This is a genomic window from Luteimonas sp. TWI662 (genome assembly GCF_039673825.1).
Lineage (GTDB): Bacteria > Pseudomonadota > Gammaproteobacteria > Xanthomonadales > Xanthomonadaceae > Luteimonas.
Genome location: NZ_JBDJMI010000034.1, coordinates 1 through 15850 on the forward strand (window position 1 = coordinate 1; position 15850 = coordinate 15850).

At 70.6% G+C, this 15850-nt stretch carries 10 protein-coding genes; 6 read left to right on the forward strand and 4 right to left on the reverse strand.

Annotation, left to right across the window (positions count from 1 at the left end):
• Positions 1-77: 77 nt before the first annotated feature.
• The 5 genes from ABE488_RS16540 to ABE488_RS16560 all read left to right on the forward strand — a co-directional run bounded on the left by ABE488_RS16540 (position 78) and on the right by ABE488_RS16560 (position 8971).
• Positions 78-3296 (forward strand): multidrug efflux RND transporter permease subunit, encoded by a 3219-nt coding sequence (locus ABE488_RS16540; RefSeq protein ID WP_346449489.1) that lies wholly within the window; start codon positions 78-80, stop codon positions 3294-3296.
• Between the two features lie 710 nt (positions 3297-4006).
• Entirely contained in the window at positions 4007-5287 is a 1281-nt protein-coding gene (locus tag ABE488_RS16545; protein WP_346449491.1) for an NAD(P)/FAD-dependent oxidoreductase, read from the forward strand.
• A gap of 57 nt (positions 5288-5344) precedes the next feature.
• A complete protein-coding gene (locus tag ABE488_RS16550; RefSeq protein WP_346449492.1) occupies positions 5345-6985 on the forward strand; it encodes an acyl-CoA dehydrogenase family protein in 1641 nt (546 codons plus the stop codon).
• Positions 6986-7169: 184 nt separating this feature from the next.
• The gene (locus ABE488_RS16555) at positions 7170-7469 is read left to right on the forward strand and encodes a metalloregulator ArsR/SmtB family transcription factor (protein ID WP_337245790.1); all 300 of its coding nucleotides are present in this window, start codon (positions 7170-7172) and stop codon (positions 7467-7469) included.
• A gap of 26 nt (positions 7470-7495) precedes the next feature.
• Positions 7496-8971 carry a DUF2867 domain-containing protein gene (locus ABE488_RS16560; RefSeq protein WP_346449493.1) on the forward strand — a complete coding sequence of 492 codons (1476 nt, stop codon included), beginning with the start codon at positions 7496-7498 and terminating at the stop codon, positions 8969-8971.
• Here the strand turns inward: ABE488_RS16560 and ABE488_RS16565 are convergent.
• The 4 genes from ABE488_RS16565 to ABE488_RS16580 are packed head-to-tail and all read right to left on the reverse strand — an operon-like array spanning position 8935 to position 12761.
• Positions 8935-10713 (reverse strand): ABC transporter transmembrane domain-containing protein, encoded by a 1779-nt coding sequence (locus ABE488_RS16565; protein WP_346449495.1) that lies wholly within the window; start codon positions 10711-10713, stop codon positions 8935-8937. The two genes, ABE488_RS16560 and ABE488_RS16565, sit on opposite strands and share 37 nt — an antisense overlap.
• Positions 10713-11303, reverse strand: a complete 591-nt coding sequence (locus tag ABE488_RS16570; RefSeq protein WP_346445509.1) for a YigZ family protein — start codon at positions 11301-11303, stop codon at positions 10713-10715. Before ABE488_RS16570 ends, ABE488_RS16565 begins: the two co-directional genes overlap by 1 nt.
• Positions 11304-11310: 7 nt before the next feature.
• Complete coding sequence (locus tag ABE488_RS16575; RefSeq protein ID WP_346449496.1) at positions 11311-12198, reverse strand: hypothetical protein; 888 nt, start codon at positions 12196-12198, stop codon at positions 11311-11313.
• Positions 12195-12761, reverse strand: coding sequence for an RNA polymerase sigma factor (locus tag ABE488_RS16580; protein WP_346445511.1), 567 nt, complete (start codon positions 12759-12761; stop codon positions 12195-12197). The genes ABE488_RS16575 and ABE488_RS16580 overlap by 4 nt, the downstream gene beginning before the upstream one ends.
• 193 nt (positions 12762-12954) lie before the next feature.
• On the opposite strand from ABE488_RS16580, the gene ABE488_RS16585 reads away from it, so the two are divergent.
• Positions 12955-15837, forward strand: coding sequence for an EAL domain-containing protein (locus ABE488_RS16585; protein ID WP_346449497.1), 2883 nt, complete (start codon positions 12955-12957; stop codon positions 15835-15837).
• The last annotated feature ends 13 nt before the right edge of the window (positions 15838-15850 follow it).

Here is a 15850-nt window from a genome sequence, read left to right on the forward strand (position 1 = left end):
GGCGCCGGCCCCGGCGCCTGCCGCGCCGCCGGCTGCCGATGCGCCGGCCGCGGACGCCGCCGACCAGGAGTGATCCCATGCCCAAGTTCTTCATCAACCACCCGGTCTTCGCCTGGGTCGTCTCGATTCTGATCTCGCTCAGCGGCCTGATCTCGCTGCTGAACATGGGCGTCGAGTCGTATCCGTCGGTGGCGCCGCCGCAGGTGACCATCTCGGCGACCTATCCCGGCGCGGATGCGCAGACCACCGAGCAGGCGGTGACCCAGGTCATCGAGCAGCAGCTCACTGGCATCGACAATCTGCTGTACTTCAGTTCGACGTCCAGCGCCAATGGCCGGGCGAGCGTCACGCTGACCTTCGAGACCGGCACCGACAGCGACATCGCCCAGGTGCAGGTCCAGAACAAGGTCGCCCTGGCCACGCCGCGGCTGCCCAGCGAGGTGGTCCAGCAGGGCGTGGTCGTCGCCAAGGAGAACACCGGCTTTTTGATGGTGGTCGGCCTGCGTTCGAGCGACCCATCGATGGACCGCAATGCGATCAACGACCTGATCGCGGCCCGTGTGCTCGAGCAGTTGGCGCGCGTGCCCGGTGTCGGCAATACCCAGCACTTCGGTGCCGAGTATGCGATGAACATTTGGCTCAATCCCGACAAGCTGCAGGGCTACGGCCTGTCGGCGACCGAGGTGCTGGCGGCGGTGCGGGCGCAGAACGTGCAGTTCGCCGCCGGCTCGATCGGTTCCGACCCCGCGCCCGAGGGCGTGGGCTTCAGCGCGACCGTGTCGGGCGAAGGCCGTTTCAGCACGCCCGAGCAGTTCCGCGACATCATCCTGCGCACCGACGCCAATGGCGCGGTCGTGCGTCTGGGCGATGTGGCGCGGGTCGCCTTTGGTCCGTCGAGCTACGGCTTCGACACCAAGTACAACGGCCAGCCGACCGGCGCGGTCGCGATCATGCTCCAGCCCGGCGCCAATGCGCTGGGCGTGGCCGAGGCGGTGACTGCGCGGCTCGACGAGCTGTCGGCCACGTTCCCGCCCGGCGTCGAATGGTTCAAGCCGTTCGACAGCACCACGTTCGTGACGATCTCGATCAAGGAAGTGGTCAAGACGCTGATCGAGGCGGTCATCCTGGTGTTCCTGGTGATGCTGCTGTTCCTGCAGAACCTGCGCGCGACGATCATCCCGACCCTCGTGATCCCGGTCGCGCTGCTGGGCACGTTCCTGGGCCTGAGCGCGCTCGGCTTCACGGTCAACCAGCTGACGCTGTTCGCGATGGTTCTGTCGATCGGCATCGTGGTCGACGATGCGATCGTGGTGATCGAGAACGTCGAGCGCATCATGGCCGAGGAGCACCTGCCCCCGCGCGAGGCGACGATCAAGGCGATGGGCCAGATCACCGGCGCAGTGGTCGCGATCACCGTCGTGCTGGCCGCGGTGTTCATCCCTAGCGCGCTGCAGGGCGGCGCTTCGGGCGAGATCTACAAGCAGTTCGCGATCACCATCGCGGTGTCGATGGGCTTCTCGGCGTTCCTCGCCCTGGGCTTTACCCCGGCGCTGTGCGCCACGTTCCTCAAGCAGCACGAACCGCACGGCAACAAGCGCGAGAACGTGGTCTTCCGCGTCTTCAACAAGTACTACGACCGCATCAACGACACCTATGTTGGCCACATCACCAGCGTCGTTCGGCATTCGCCGCGCTGGATGGTGCTGTTCGTGCTGCTGGCGCTGGTCTGTGGCCTGCTGTACGCCAGGCTGCCGAGCAGCTTCGTGCCCGAGGAAGATCAGGGCTATGCGATGGTGATCGTGCAACTGCCGCCCGGCGCCAGCCTGCAGCGCACGCAGGCGGTCATGGACCGGGTCTACCAGACCTTCCGCGGCCAGGAGAACCCGGAGACCGGCGAGCGGACGGGCGGCGTGCCCGGCTTCAAGAACATCCTGCAGGTCTCGGGCTTCAGCTTCGTGGGCATGGGCGAGAACGTCGGTATGGCGTTCGTCGAGCTCGAGCACTGGGACGAGCGCGACGTCAGCATCGACGAGTTCGTCAATCAGGCCAACGGCATGCTCTACGGCGCAGTGCCCGAAGCGCAGATCTTCGTCGTCAATCTGCCGACGATCCAGGGCCTGGGCCAGTTCGGCGGCTTCGACATGTACCTGCAGGACCGCACCGGCCAGGGCCAGGCGGCGTTGACCGAAGCCCGCAACAAGCTGCTGGCCAGTGCCGCGGGCAAGTCCGACACGGTCGTGGGCGTGCGCCCCAATACCCTGGAGGCCGCGCCGCAGTTGGGTCTGCACGTCGATCGCGTGCAGGCGCAGGCAATGGGCCTGTCGGTGCAGGACGTCTACAACGCGATCCAGCTGATGCTCGCGCCGGTGTACGTCAACGACTACTTCTCGGAAGGACGCATCAAGCGGGTGAACATCCGTGCCGACGCGCCCTACCGCACCGGTCCGGAGTCGTTCGAGCGCTTCTATACCCCGGCGCCGGGCACGGCCGCCAACGGCCAGCCGGCGATGGTGCCGCTGAGCAACGTGGTCTCGGCCGAGTGGGGTACCGCCTCGCCGTCGCTGAGCCGCTACAACGGCTACTCGGCGGTCAACATCGTCGGCGCCCAGGCGCCCGGCCGCAGCACCGGCGAGGCGATGGCGGCGATGGAAGGCATCGTCACCGACGAGTTGCCGCCGGGCTTCGGCTTCGACTGGGCGGGCATGTCCTACCAGGAGATCATCGCCGGCAACACCCAGACGCTGCTGCTGGTGCTGTCGGTGGTCGTGGTGTTCCTGTGTCTGGCCGCGCTCTACGAGAGCTGGTCGATCCCGGTGGCAGTGCTGCTGGTGGTGCCGCTGGGCATCCTCGGCGCGGTGGTGTTCACGATGCTGCGTCCGGGGCTGTCGAACGACCTGTTCTTCCAGATCGGCATGATCACCGTGATCGGTCTGGCGGCGAAGAACGCGATCCTGATCGTGGAGTTCGCGGTGCAGCAACGGGCAGAGGGCAAGACTCTGCGCGAGGCGACGGTCGAGGCGGCGCGGTTGCGCCTGCGGCCGATCCTGATGACCTCGTTCGCGTTCATCCTGGGCGTCACGCCGATGGCACTGTCGACCGGCGCCGGCTCCAACGCGCGCCACGCACTGGGCACCGGCGTGATCGGCGGCATGCTGTTCGCGACGTTCCTGGGCCTGCTGCTGATCCCGGTGTTCTTCGTGATCGTCCGGCGCGTGCTGGGCGACAAGATGGACGAGCCCGATCCCAAGGCGATCGCCGCGCATCAGGCCCGCAACGAGACACCGCAGGCCCACTGAGGCGCGCGGTGGCATGACCCAAGGGCCGTCCCGTGCGCGGGGCGGCCCTTTTTTTGAAGTCGGGGGAGCTTGCGTCTGCTCGCTTTACCAGGCAGCTCTTCTCCGGCGCGCGTCACGCCGGCCGGGGACTGCTCCCCGGCTCGGTCAGCCCGCTCCGCGGTCCGCCCCGGCGAAGCGCGCCGGGCGTTCGTGTGGGCTGCGCGGCATGCCGCGCGAGCAGCCCGCACTCACCCATGGCTGACTCGCCGCCGCGGGCCATCCCTGGCCCGCTATCGCAATCCCCGACCAGCACGACGCACTGAGGCCGACAGCGCGCGCCTTCTTCAAGCAGGCGACTCCGTATCCAACCGAAGTCGGGTTGCCAATGTCCGCAGCAGCGGACTGACGGTCGGTGGCCGCGTCGAGCGCGCCAGGGGCGGCGCGCGCCCGAGTCAAGGCAGGGTGAGCATGGATGGCGTGCGCGGCACTGCCGCGCATCTATGCGAACGCCACGCGTGCTTCGCGTGGCCGGACCGCGAAGCGGCCTTGCCGAGGGAAGAGCAGCTTCCGGCCGGCAGGCCGTTGTCCATCCGAAGTCAAGCGCGCCTTCGACTTTTAAGACAAGTACTTCGTGTGCGCTCGCGCGAAAGGCAGACAAGTGGCGCGTGGTCTGTGAGCCCATCGGTCGTATGCTGTCGCGCCGCGATCGCCCCAGTCGTGTCATGACCGTGATGTCCGTATCCCCGCGCCGACCACTGCGCATCGCCATCGTCGGCTACGGCACCGCCGGCCAGGCGTCTGCTGTGCTGCTCGCGCGCGACGGCCACCGGGTCGAGGTCTACGAGCGCGCGCCGGCGCCCGGGCCGGTGGGCGCCGGCTTCCTGCTGCAGCCCAGCGGCCTGCAGGTGCTCTGGCGCATGGGCCTGTTGCCGCAGGTGCTCGGCCATGGCGCACGCGTGGATCGCCTGTTTGGCGAAACGCCCTGCGGCCGCGCGGTCATGGACATCCGCTACGCCGGGCTCGACCCGCGCCTGTATGGCCTGGGCATGCAGCGCGGCGCGCTGTTCGAACTGCTCGACCAGGCCTGGGGCGAGCGCACCGCATTGCATCCCGGCGTTACGGTCGCCGGCCCGGACGAGGCCGACGACCGCTGGCTGGTCGACGCGACCGGGCAGCGCCATGGGCCGTTCGACCTGGTCGTCGTCGCCGACGGCGCGGCGTCCCGGCTGCGTGCCCGGATCGGCGGTGTGCGCCACGATCGGGTCTATCCGTGGGGTGCGCTGTGGTGCCTGCTGGCCGCACGCGACTGGCCATTCGCCAACGCGTTGCGCCAGCGCTATGTCGCCGCGCGTCGGATGGTCGGCCTGCTGCCGGTCGGCGGGCGGCCCGGCGATTCCGAGCCGCGGTTGAGCTTCTTCTGGAGCCTGCCGATCGCCGGATTCGACGATTGGCAGGCGACCGCGCTCGATCGTTGGCACAACGAGGTCGCCGCCATCTGGCCCGAGGCGGCGGCCTTGCTCGATGCGACCACGACACATGCCCAGCTGGCGCGCGCGAGCTATCGCGACGTCGTGCTACGACGCTGGCATCGTGGCCGCTGGGTGCTGCTCGGCGACGCGGCGCATGCGATGAGCCCGCAGCTGGGGCAGGGCGTGAACATGGCGCTGCTCGATGCCGAGGCGCTGCGCGACGCGTTGCGCTCGCACGCCCCCGCCGACGCACTGCCGGTCTACCAGCAACTGCGCGCGCGGCACGTCGGGATCTACCAATTCTGGAGCCGGTGGCTCACCCCGATCTTCCAGTCCGACCGCGATCTCATCGCGCGGGCGCGCGATGTGGCGTTCCTGCCGATGGGGCGGATGCCCGGTGGACGCGGGCACATGCTGCGCGTGCTCAGCGGCACCCAGCGCGGCGCCTTCGGCGCGCTTGCGTTGGCGCCAGACTTCGTCGAAGCCTTGCAGGCGCCGGTTGACGCGTTCGACGGGGCTGCGGTCGGGTCGTCGATGGCCTGACCGGCGCGCCTGGCATGGGCGAGAATCGGCGCAGGTCCGAGGATGGAGACGCGCGCCATGGCCACAGACGCCACCCACGAGGTCGACAACCAGCCGCCGGAGTTCGCGCCGCGCGACCTCTGGCACGACGATGTCGCGCTGCGCGAGGCCGTGGCCCGCGAAGGTGGCGACGCTTTCGCCGATCGACTGGCGGGATATGGCGTCCTCGCCGGCGATGCGCTCTACGCCGCAGGCTTCGACGCCAACCGCGATCGGCCGCGGCTGCGCACGCACGACCGTTTCGGCCACCGCATCGACTGCGTCGAGTTTCACCCCGCCTACCACCAGCTGATGGAGGCCGCGATCGGCCATGGCGTCGCCGGCCTGTCGTGGGCGCAACCGGAGCCCGGCGCGCATGTGGCGCGCGCGGCGCTGGCGTATCTGCATCACCAGGCCGATGCCGGCACCAGTTGCCCGCTGACGATGACCCACGCCGCGGTCCCGGTGCTGCGCCGCGAGCCACGCCTGCGCGCCTGGGCCGACAAGGTCGCGACGATGCGCTACGACGCCCGCGATGTGCCGGTCGAAGACAAGGCGGGCGTCACGCTGGGCATGGGCATGACCGAGAAGCAGGGCGGCAGCGATGTGCGCAGCAACACCACGCGGGCGACCCCGACGAGCGACGAGGGGGCCTATACGCTGCGCGGCCACAAGTGGTTCTTCTCGGCGCCGATGTCCGACGGCTTCCTGGTGCTGGCGCAGGCCGGCGCCGGGCCGAGCTGCTTCCTCATGCCCAGACGCCTGCCGGGCGGCGAGCGCAACGACTTCCGGCTGATGCGGCTCAAGGACAAGCTCGGCGATTGGAGCAACGCCTCGGCCGAGATCGAGTTCGATCGCGCCTGGGCGCTGCGGGTCGGCGAGGCGGGCCGCGGCGTGGCGACGATCCTGGAAATGGTGATGCTGACCCGGCTCGATTGCATGCTCGCCGCCGCCGCGCAGATGCGCATGGCGCTGGCCCAGGCGCTGCATCATGCCCGCCACCGGCGTGCGTTCGGCCGCGCGCTCGCCGAGCAGCCGCTGATGCGCAACGTGCTCGCCGATCTTGCGATCGAAGCCGAGGCGGCGGTCGCCCTGGCGCTGCGTGTGGCCGGCGCAGTCGACGCTGCGCCGCGCGACCCGGCGCAGGCGGCCTTCGCGCGTGTGGCCACAGCGATCGGCAAGTACTGGCTGTGCCGACGCGCGCCGGCGTTCGTCAACGAGGCGCAAGAATGCCTCGGTGGTGCGGGCTACATCGAGGAATCGATCCTGCCGCGCCTGTACCGGCAGGCACCGCTGAACTCGATCTGGGAGGGCAGCGGCAACCTGCAATGCCTGGACGTGCTGCGCGCGCTCGCACGCGAACCCAAGGTCATGGCGGCGCTGCAGGCGCAGATCGAGGCCGCACGCGGCACGGATGCGGCGTTCGACGCTGCGGCAGACCGTCTTGCCGACCAGCTCGCCGACGCGGCGCGTGCCCCGCAGGACGCCGAACCGCAGGCACGGCGGCTGGTGGAGGCGACCGCGCTGGTCCTGCAGGGAGCGGCGTTGCTGCGCGCGAACAGTCCCGTCGCCCCGGCATTCTGCGCCAGCCGGCTGGCCAGCGCCCATGCGCTGGCGCTCGGCACGCTTGAGCGCGGAATCGATCTCGACGCGCCGCTGGCGCGCGTGCTGCCGGACTGACGCGGGACGGGCGTCGGCAAGATCAAATGGGACGCGGCGCTGGTGCTCGCGCGTCTCATGGTGTCTCCGGCCATGCCAGGGTGGGGCACGTCCGCGGGCAGGTGGCCCTGGGGCATCCCCCAGGGTTGACGACGGTCGTCGATTGGTTTATTAATTAAGTAATTCGTTAACTAATTGGGCCGCTATGGACCGTGTCTTCGAAGCGCTGGCCTCGACGCCGCGCCGACAAATCCTTGCCTACCTCCACGCTGGCGAGCTGACCGCCGGCGAGATCGCCGAGCGGTTCGACTTCAGCAAGCCCGCGCTGTCGGGGCATCTGCGCATCCTTGAGCAGGCCGGACTGATCGCCCGCGAGAAACGTGGCCAGTTCGTGCATTTCCGGCTCGTGCCCGAGCGTCTGGCCAACACCGTCTTCGCCTGGGCGTCGGAGCTGTGCCCGGTGGCGCGTCCGCTCAAGCGTGAGCGCCGCAAGGCCGCGGACTGACGCATCTATCCGACAGGAACCTGACGATGCTGCATACGACCGAGGTTTCCGAGACGTTTCCCGGCGTCCGCCTGCCGTCGCACAGCGGCGGCCTGCCGGTCGAGGTCACGCTGATCGCGCAATTGGCACCCGGCCAGGGCGATCCGCTGATCGCCGATGCCGCCCGGCGCCAGCGCGGGCATCCAGGCTTCGTCGACGCGCACGACGAACCCTCGTCGCGGATCGGCGCGATGGATCTGGAACGCGGCGATCCGTCCTCGCTCTACACCTTCAGCGTTGGCCCGGGCGGCCATCCCTTCCACCGTCACGCCGGCAACCGCATGTTCACCGCGGTCTCGGGCAGCGCCGGCGCGCAACTGCGGTTCTCGACCGCATCGCAGGCGCAGCTCGATGCCGATCCGGCCGCGTTCATGCGTGCGTTGCATCTGGTCGACATTCCGCCGGACTGCTTGTTCACCGTGCGCTTCGGCGGCGGCACCTGGCACCAGTTCGTCTCGCGCAGTCCGGCGCTGCCGCACCCGGCGCTGTTCGCGCTGTCCTGCCATCCCGATGAACTGTCGGGCGAACTGCCGGCCGACGTGCGCCGGCGCGTGCTCGACAACGCCGCCGATATTCCCTCGCTGACCGAACTGCTGCCGCCGGCGGTGCAGGCGCTGCTCGACGCGGCGTTGCGCGCGCCGGCGCGTATTGCGACGACCTCGTTGTCGCTGCACGTGCCGCCGACGTCGCTGGCGGCGCGTGTGTGCGCCGGGGTCCGGGCTTGGACGGGACGCCTGCGTCGGCGGCTGCCGGCGCGGCGCGCCAGCGGGTTCCGAACCGAAAACGTCGGCCGCCGCCAGGTCGACCGAATCGTCCCGCCGCCCGGTTCGCTGCTGCAGGCGCAGCTGCCGGGCGCCGGGCACGAGGACGCGGTGGCGGTCTGCCTGGAGGCTGGGGAGTGCGCCGACGCGCGGCCGGCGACGGCGATGGCCGCGCTGCTCGAAGGATTCGTCGCCAATCCGCCGTCCGGTGTGACGCAGCTGATGGCGTTTCGCAACATGCTCGTGCGTCCGTTCGGCCTGCGGACCTCGCCGCTGGGCTGCCCGGCGTCGTCGCTGCTGTCGGACGAGGCGCCGGGCCGCTTCGCCGGGCGTTTCCCGGTGCTGGCCGAACGCGCATCCACCGATGGCGACTGCGTGGAGGTCGTGCTCGGTGCCGACGACCGGCACCTCGCGTTCCGCACCTGCATTCGCGTCGAGGCGTTGCCCGGCGGTGGCCTGCGCTGCGCGATGGCGACGCGTGTGCGCACGCGCAACTGGTTCGGGCGCTTCTACCTGGCGACGATCCGGCACGTGCACATGGCCTACATCGCGCCGGCGATGCTGCAACTGGCGGTCGATCACGCGGTCCGGGGGCTGGGCGTCGGTGCCGCCGCCGGGGGCACGAGTGCGCGGCCCCGCGGGCCGGGCACAGTCGCCGCGCAGCCTCAGTCGATGAACTGCAGTTTGGCCAGTTCCGCGTAGAGGCCGCCCTGGGCCAGCAGTTCGGCGTGCGTGCCCTGGGCGACGATCCGCCCACGGTCGAGCACGACGATGCGATCGGCCTTGAGGATCGTCGCCAGCCGATGCGCGATGACCAGCGTGGTGCGGCCCTGCATCAGGCGGGCGAGCGCGTGCTGCACCGCATGCTCGCTTTGCGCGTCGAGCGCCGAGGTCGCTTCGTCGAGCAGCAGGATCGGTGCGTCGCGCAGCAGCGCGCGGGCGATCGCGATCCGCTGCTGCTGGCCGCCCGACAGGCGCGCGCCGCGTTCGCCGAGCTGGGCGTCGTAGCCTTCGGGCAGGTCGACGATGAACTCGTGCGCCTCGGCCGCGCGCGCCGCGGCCTCGACCTCGGCGTCGGTCGCGTCGAGCCGGCCGTAGCGGATGTTGTCGCGGGCACTGGCGGCGAAGATCGTCGGGTGCTGCGGGACCATCGCGATCAGCTCGCGCAGTGCCGCGGGATCGAGCGTGCGCAGGTCCGCGCCGTCGATCGACAACGCGCCGGTCTCCGGGTCGTGGAAGCGCAGCAGCAGCGACAGCACCGTGCTCTTGCCCGCGCCGGAAGGACCTACGAGCGCCACCGTTTCGCCGGGCGCGACGTGCAGCGTGAAGCCATCGAGCGCCGGGGTGTCGGGGCGGCTCGGGTAATGGAAGGTGACCCCGTCGAAACGCAACGCGCCGCGCGCCGGCTGGACGATCGCGGCGGGCGTGGCCGGTGCCCGGATCGACGGCGATTCGTCGAGCAGTTCGGAGATCCGGCCCATGCCGCCGGCGGCGCGCTGCAGGTCGTTCCAGACCTCGGCCAGCGCACCGACCGAGCCGGCGCCGAACAGCGCGTAGAGCACGAACTGGCCCAGCGTGCCGGCGCTCATCCGTCCGGCGACCACATCGTGCGCGCCCGACCACAACACCACGGTGACCGCACCGAAGATCAGCGTGATCGCGATCGCGGTGATGATCGCCTGCAACCCGATGCGCCGGCGCGCGGTCGCGACCGAGGTGCGCACGGCATCACCGAAACGGCCGCGCTCGTAGGGTTCGCGCGCATGCGCCTGCACGGTGCGGATCGCGCCCAGCGTCTCGTTGGCCAGCGCGTTCGCATCGGCGATGCGATCCTGGCTCTGCCGCGAGACCTTCTCCAGCTTGCGCCCGCCCAGCACCAGCGGCAGCACGAACAGCGGAATGCCCACCAGCGTGTAGGCCGCAAGGCGCGGACTGGTGACCACCAGCATCGTCAGGCTACCGAGCACCATCACCACACTGCGCAACGCGACCGACATGGTCGTGCCGACGACCGAGCGCAGCAGTTCGGTGTCCGCGCTCAGGCGCGAGACCAGGTCGCCACTGCGGTTCTGCTCGAAGAACGCCTGGTCCAGGTCCAGCAGGTGCCCGTAGAAGCGGTTGCGCAGGTCGGCGACGACGCGCTCGCCCAGCAGCGAGACGAAGAAGAACCGCGCTGCGGTCGCCAATGCCAGCGCGACCGCGACGACCAGCAGCAGCGCGAACGCGGTGTCGATCTGATCGCCGCCGGTGAAGCCGTGGTCGATCATGCGTCGCACCGCCAGCGGCAGACTCAGCGTCGCCAGCGACGAGGCCGCCAGTGCGATCAGCCAGGCGACGAACAGGCCGCGCTGGCGCATGACGAACGGCCACAAGGTTTTCAGTGCACCGATGCGCACCTTCGGTTTGCCGGGCTCAGCCACGGTGGAGCGGGATCGGAAGGCCATCAGGCATTGTCGTCGATGCGGATACGGTTTCGGGTGGCATCGCGCAGCCGGGTTTTCAAGTCGGCGACGCGGTCGAGCGGCAATTCGATGCGCAACAGCGCGCCGTCGGCATCGAAACGCTCGTCGAGCTTGTGTGCGTCGGCCGCCGGCAGTGCGGCGTGCAACGTGCCCAGGGTATCGAACGGTGCACGCACCTGCAGAACGCAGGTGTCGATCAGCGGCATGCGGGCCGCGGTGCGCAGGCACTCGGCCGCGCAGCCGCCGTAGGCGCGGACCAGGCCGCCGGCACCGAGCTTGATGCCGCCGAACCAGCGCACCACGACCACCGCCACTCGGTCGAATCCCTGGCCGTCGATCGCGGCCAGGATCGGCCGCCCGGCAGTGCCGGCCGGCTCGCCATCGTCGCTGGAGCGGTACTGGTCGCCCAGCCGCCAGGCCCAGCAGTTGTGGGTGGCATCGGGCACGGCCACCTGCTGCAGGAACGCCGCCGCATCGTCGGCGCCGGTGATCGGCGCGGCATGGGCGACGAAGCGGCTGTGCTTGACCTCGAGGACGTGACTGGCGCTCGCGGCCAGGGTGTCGAGCGGCATCGCGATCTCAGTCCAGCAGGGCGCGCAGGTCGGGCGGCAGCTCGGCCTGCGGATGGCGACGATGGAACTCGGCCAGGCTGGCACGGGCGGCGCCGATGTCGCCGGCATCGAGCAACTCGCGCACGCGCGCCAGCCAGGCCTCGCGGACTTCCGGCGCGTCGGCCGATGCCGGCGGCGCGTCGTCCTCGGGCAGGTCTTCGATGATCGCCATCGCCTGGGGTTGGGCCCGCGCGGCCATGGGCCGGACCACCGATGCCCGGTCGGCTTCGGCGGCCGCATCGCGTTGCATCGATGCCGGCTCCGTGGTCGTCACGCGGTTGCCGTAGGCCGTGGCCGCGGATTCGGCGCCGCGCGTCGGGCCCCAGCCCGCGGCCTGGCGCGCGTCCGGCGGCGGCAGTGCCGCGATGGGGCGCTCCGCCTCGCGGGCGATGGCGGCGGGCGCCTCGACGGGGGGCGAGGCCTTCGGCTGTGGGGCGTCCTGGGCGGGGACCGCCTCGGGCTCGTGCATCCGGGCCGGCACCTGTGCCACGGCAGGGGCCGGTGCGTCGTGGGCCGCTGCCGGCGCGGCCTCCTGCACGGCGTCCGCGCGCTCGGTCCAGGCCGCATGCGGCGCTTCGGGCACCGGCCGCAGTTGCCAGGCGACGCCGACCGCGACCGCCAGTGAGGCGGCCGCGCCGAACGCCACCGGCCAGCGGCGACGTCGGCGCTGAGCCGCCCGTGCGGGCGCCTGGGACGCCACGGCGTGCGCCGGCCCGGCCGCGTCCTGCGCCGCGTCGCGCGCGGCCGCGAGAATCGCGGCATCGACCGCCGGGGACGGCGCGGCCTGGCCCGAGGCCAGACGGTCGGCCAGCCACTGCTCCTCGGGCGTCAGCGGTTCGCGGTCGGGGCTGTTCATGAGGTCAACGTCGCGCGCAGTTTGTCCATCGCATAGCGCAGCCGCGATTTCACCGTCTCGCGGCCCACACCGGTGATCCGGCCGATCTCTTCGAGCGTGAGCTCGTGTTCGAGCCGCAGCAGCACGACTTCGCGCTGCTCGTCGGGCAGCGCATCGAGCGCAAGCTGCAGACCGCGCCGCTGCTCGAACTGCGAGAGCTGCCGCTCCGGATCGTCCGGATCGACGATGCGTGCGGTCCGCAGCTCGGCATCTTCGGGGGGCGGCGGGCGATGCTGCGCCGCGCGCCAGTGGTCGGTCAGCCGATTGTGGGCGATGCGGTAGAGCCAGGTCGCGAACAGCGCATCGGGTCGCCAGCCCTCACGCGCCGCGATGACCCGCTGCCAGACATCCTGGAAGATCTCCTCGGCGAGCGCGGGGTTGCGCACCTGACGCACCAGGAAGCGATAGAGCTTGTCGCGATGGCGCCGATAGAGCGTCTCGAACGCGGCGACGTCACCCGCGGTCCATGCCAGCATCAGGGCGTCGTCGCCGGGGGGCTCCTGCTGGCTGGCGACATCGTACATGCGTCGCAGAGTACGTGGCGCGGCGCCGGGCGTGAAGCCCGCACGAGCCGTGCGGCGGGGGCGGGCGAGGGCGGACATGCCCTGGACAACGCGCGGACGCGGCCAACGGGGTTGCGTCCGCGGCAGTCGACGCGCTTTTGGGTATGCTGCCGCGGGATCCAAATCGTCGAGCACCGTGCCTGCCTGCCATCGCATGAACGCGGCCGTTGCCGCCGACGACGCCGAAGCGCCACTGCGCGCCGTCATCGCGACGGCGCCTGCGGGTGCGGCCGTCGCGGTGACGTGGGCCTCCCACGCGTCGGGCACCGGTGTGCTGATCTCCGACCAGGCGCCCAGCGGCCTGGCTGCGCTGGCGGACGCGACCCTGCGCGCAGGCGCCGAGGGCGACACGACGGCGCCGGCGGGGTTGCGGCGCCGCGCCCGCGCGATGGTGCACGACGATGACCGGCTCGCGATCGCGATCGAGGTCGCCGCAGGCGATGACGCCGCCGCCGCAGCCTGGTTGCCCGCGGCCGTGCACGGCGTGGCCGGGGTGCTGGCCCTGGCACGCGCCGAGCGCCGGTTCGAATCGATGCGCCGGGCCGAACGGTTGCAGCAGGCGCTTTACGAGATCGCCGAACTGGCCAGTTCCACGCTGGACATGGACGAGGTGCTGGCGCGCATCCATGCCGTCGTCGGCCGGCTGACCACGGCCGAGAACTTCTACATCGTGCTCTACGACGACTTGCGCGAGACGCTGCGCTTTTTGTACTTCGTCGACGAACGCGATCCCTGGCAGGCCGATCCGCAGCGCGAGTTGTCCATCGCGCAGATGCCCGACAGCCTGACCACGGTGTTGCTGCGCGAGGGACAGCCCATGCTGGGGCCGTCGGCCGTCCTGCGCGCGCAGTATGGCCTCCCGGACAGCGATACCCTGCACGGCCCCGACAGCGCCGACTGGCTCGGCGTACCGCTGCGCCGCGACGGGCGCATCTGCGGCGCGCTCGTGGTGCAGAGCTACGACCAGCCCAACCGCTACCGCGACGAGGACCGGGCGCTCCTGGAGTTCGTCGCCCAGCACATCCTCACTGCGCTCGATCGCAAGCGCGCCCAGGCCGAGCTCGAGCGTCGGGTCGCCTCGCGCACGCAGGAACTGCAGACCGCCAACCGCGGGCTGCAGGCGCAGATCGTCGAGCGCGAGCGCGCCGGGACGTTGCAGCGTGCACTGTACCGGATCAGCGAGCTGTCGGCCGCGCCCGGCAGCCTGGAGCGCTTCTACGCGGACCTGCATGCGATCGTCGGCGAACTGCTGTACGCGCGCAATTTCTATATCGCCATGCTCAGCCCCGACGGCTCCCGGCTCGAGTTCCCGTACTCGATCGATGAGCGCGATGCGATCCGCCGGGCCCGGCCTCGCGGCGACGGCTTGACCGAGTACGTGATCGCGACCGGCGCGCCGTTGCTGGCCATGCACGAGGACATCAGACGGCTGGAGGCGGCGGGGGCGCTGCGCAGTCACGGCAGTCACGCGCAATGCTGGCTGGGCGTGCCGCTGGGCCGCGATGGCCGGCCGGTCGGGGTGATCGCGGTGCAGAGCTACGATCCGCAGATTACGTTTTCGCCCAACGACCAGGCACTGCTGACGTTCGTGGCCCATCACATCGACAGCGCGATGGACCGCAAGCGGGCCCAGGAACAGCTCAAGGCCGCGCACACCGAACTGGAGTTCCGCGTCGAGGCGCGCACCCGCGAGCTGGAGCGCGCCAACCGCGAGTTGCGCGCACAGATCAGCGAGCGCATCCGCGCTCAGCAGCGTCTGGTCCATCAGGCGCGCCACGACCCGCTGACCGGGTTACCCAATCGTGTCCAACTGCTCGAACGTCTCGATGCTGCGCTGTCGCCGCTGCGCGAGGGCGGACGGGCGGCGTTCGCGGTGCTGTTCCTCGATCTGGACCGCTTCAAGCTGGTCAACGACAGCGTCGGCCACGCGGCCGGCGACGCGATGCTGGTGGAAATCGCCCAGCGCATCACCGCCTGGCTGGGCCCCGACGACCTCGCGGCCCGGCTGGGCGGCGACGAGTTCGCGATCCTGCTCGGTGGCGTCGACGATCCGGAGGTCGCCGACCGGCGGGCAAGCGCGCTGCTGGCGGCCCTGGCCAAACCGGTGTGGGTGGCCGGGCGTGAGTTGTTCCCGTCGGCGAGCATCGGCATCGCGATGTCCCATCCCGAGTACGTGGACGGCGACGGCGTGCTGCGCGATGCGGACGCGGCGATGTATCGGGCCAAGGCCTGCGGGCGCGACCGCAGCGAGCGCTTCGACGAGGCGATGCGGGCCGAGGCCATGCGCCTGCTGGACCTGGAGGCCGACCTGCGCCGGGCGATCCTGCAGGATGCGTTCGAGCCACACTTCCAACCGATCGTGCGCCTGGCCGATGGCGCGGTGGTGGGATATGAGGCCTTGCTGCGCTGGCGGCACGAGGTGCACGGCCTGCTGTCGCCGGCCGAGTTCATCGGCGTCGGCGAGGACAGCGGGCTGATCGAGCAGGTCGACTGGCTGATGTATCGCCATGTGTTCCGGCGCATGGCGACCGATGCCGGGACCGGCTATATCTCGATCAACGTCTCGCCAAGGCACTTTCGCTCCGAGGACTTTGTCGAGCGGCTGTTGCGGCTGATCGACGAGGCGGGCGCCGATCCGCGCCGGCTGCGGATCGAGATCACCGAGGTCGCGCTGCTCGACGATGCGCCGCGTGCGCTGCGCATGCTCAATGTGCTGCGCAGTCATGGCGTGCTGGCGCTGCTCGACGACTTCGGCACCGGCTTCTCGGCGCTGTCGTATCTGCACCGCTTCCCGATCCAGGCGCTGAAGATCGACCAGAGTTTCGTGCTCGGGCTGGGCGGGGAAATGCATGCCGAAAGCCTGGCGCTGGTGCGCGCGATCCTGGCGCTGGCGGCGACCTTGGGCATCGACACGATCGCCGAAGGCATCGAGACCGGGCAGCAGCGCGATCTGCTCGTTGGGTTGGGGTGCCAATACGGCCAGGGGTTCCTCTACGGGCGACCGGCGGCCGCCGAACGCGAAACCGGCGTCGACTGAGCGGACCGCGCGA

Bases quoted from the DNA above. Each gene is read 5' to 3' on its own strand.
- ABE488_RS16540 (WP_346449489.1), top strand. From the start codon at position 78: ATGCCCAAGTTCTTCATCAACCACCCGGTCTTCGCCTGGGTCGTCTCG.
- ABE488_RS16545 (WP_346449491.1), top strand. From the start codon at position 4,007: ATGTCCGTATCCCCGCGCCGACCACTGCGCATCGCCATCGTCGGCTAC.
- ABE488_RS16550 (WP_346449492.1), top strand. From the start codon at position 5,345: ATGGCCACAGACGCCACCCACGAGGTCGACAACCAGCCGCCGGAGTTC.
- ABE488_RS16555 (WP_337245790.1), top strand. From the start codon at position 7,170: ATGGACCGTGTCTTCGAAGCGCTGGCCTCGACGCCGCGCCGACAAATC.
- ABE488_RS16560 (WP_346449493.1), top strand. From the start codon at position 7,496: ATGCTGCATACGACCGAGGTTTCCGAGACGTTTCCCGGCGTCCGCCTG.
- ABE488_RS16565 (WP_346449495.1), bottom strand. From the start codon at position 10,713: ATGGCCTTCCGATCCCGCTCCACCGTGGCTGAGCCCGGCAAACCGAAG.
- ABE488_RS16570 (WP_346445509.1), bottom strand. From the start codon at position 11,303: ATGCCGCTCGACACCCTGGCCGCGAGCGCCAGTCACGTCCTCGAGGTC.
- ABE488_RS16575 (WP_346449496.1), bottom strand. From the start codon at position 12,198: ATGAACAGCCCCGACCGCGAACCGCTGACGCCCGAGGAGCAGTGGCTG.
- ABE488_RS16580 (WP_346445511.1), bottom strand. From the start codon at position 12,761: ATGTACGATGTCGCCAGCCAGCAGGAGCCCCCCGGCGACGACGCCCTG.
- ABE488_RS16585 (WP_346449497.1), top strand. From the start codon at position 12,955: ATGAACGCGGCCGTTGCCGCCGACGACGCCGAAGCGCCACTGCGCGCC.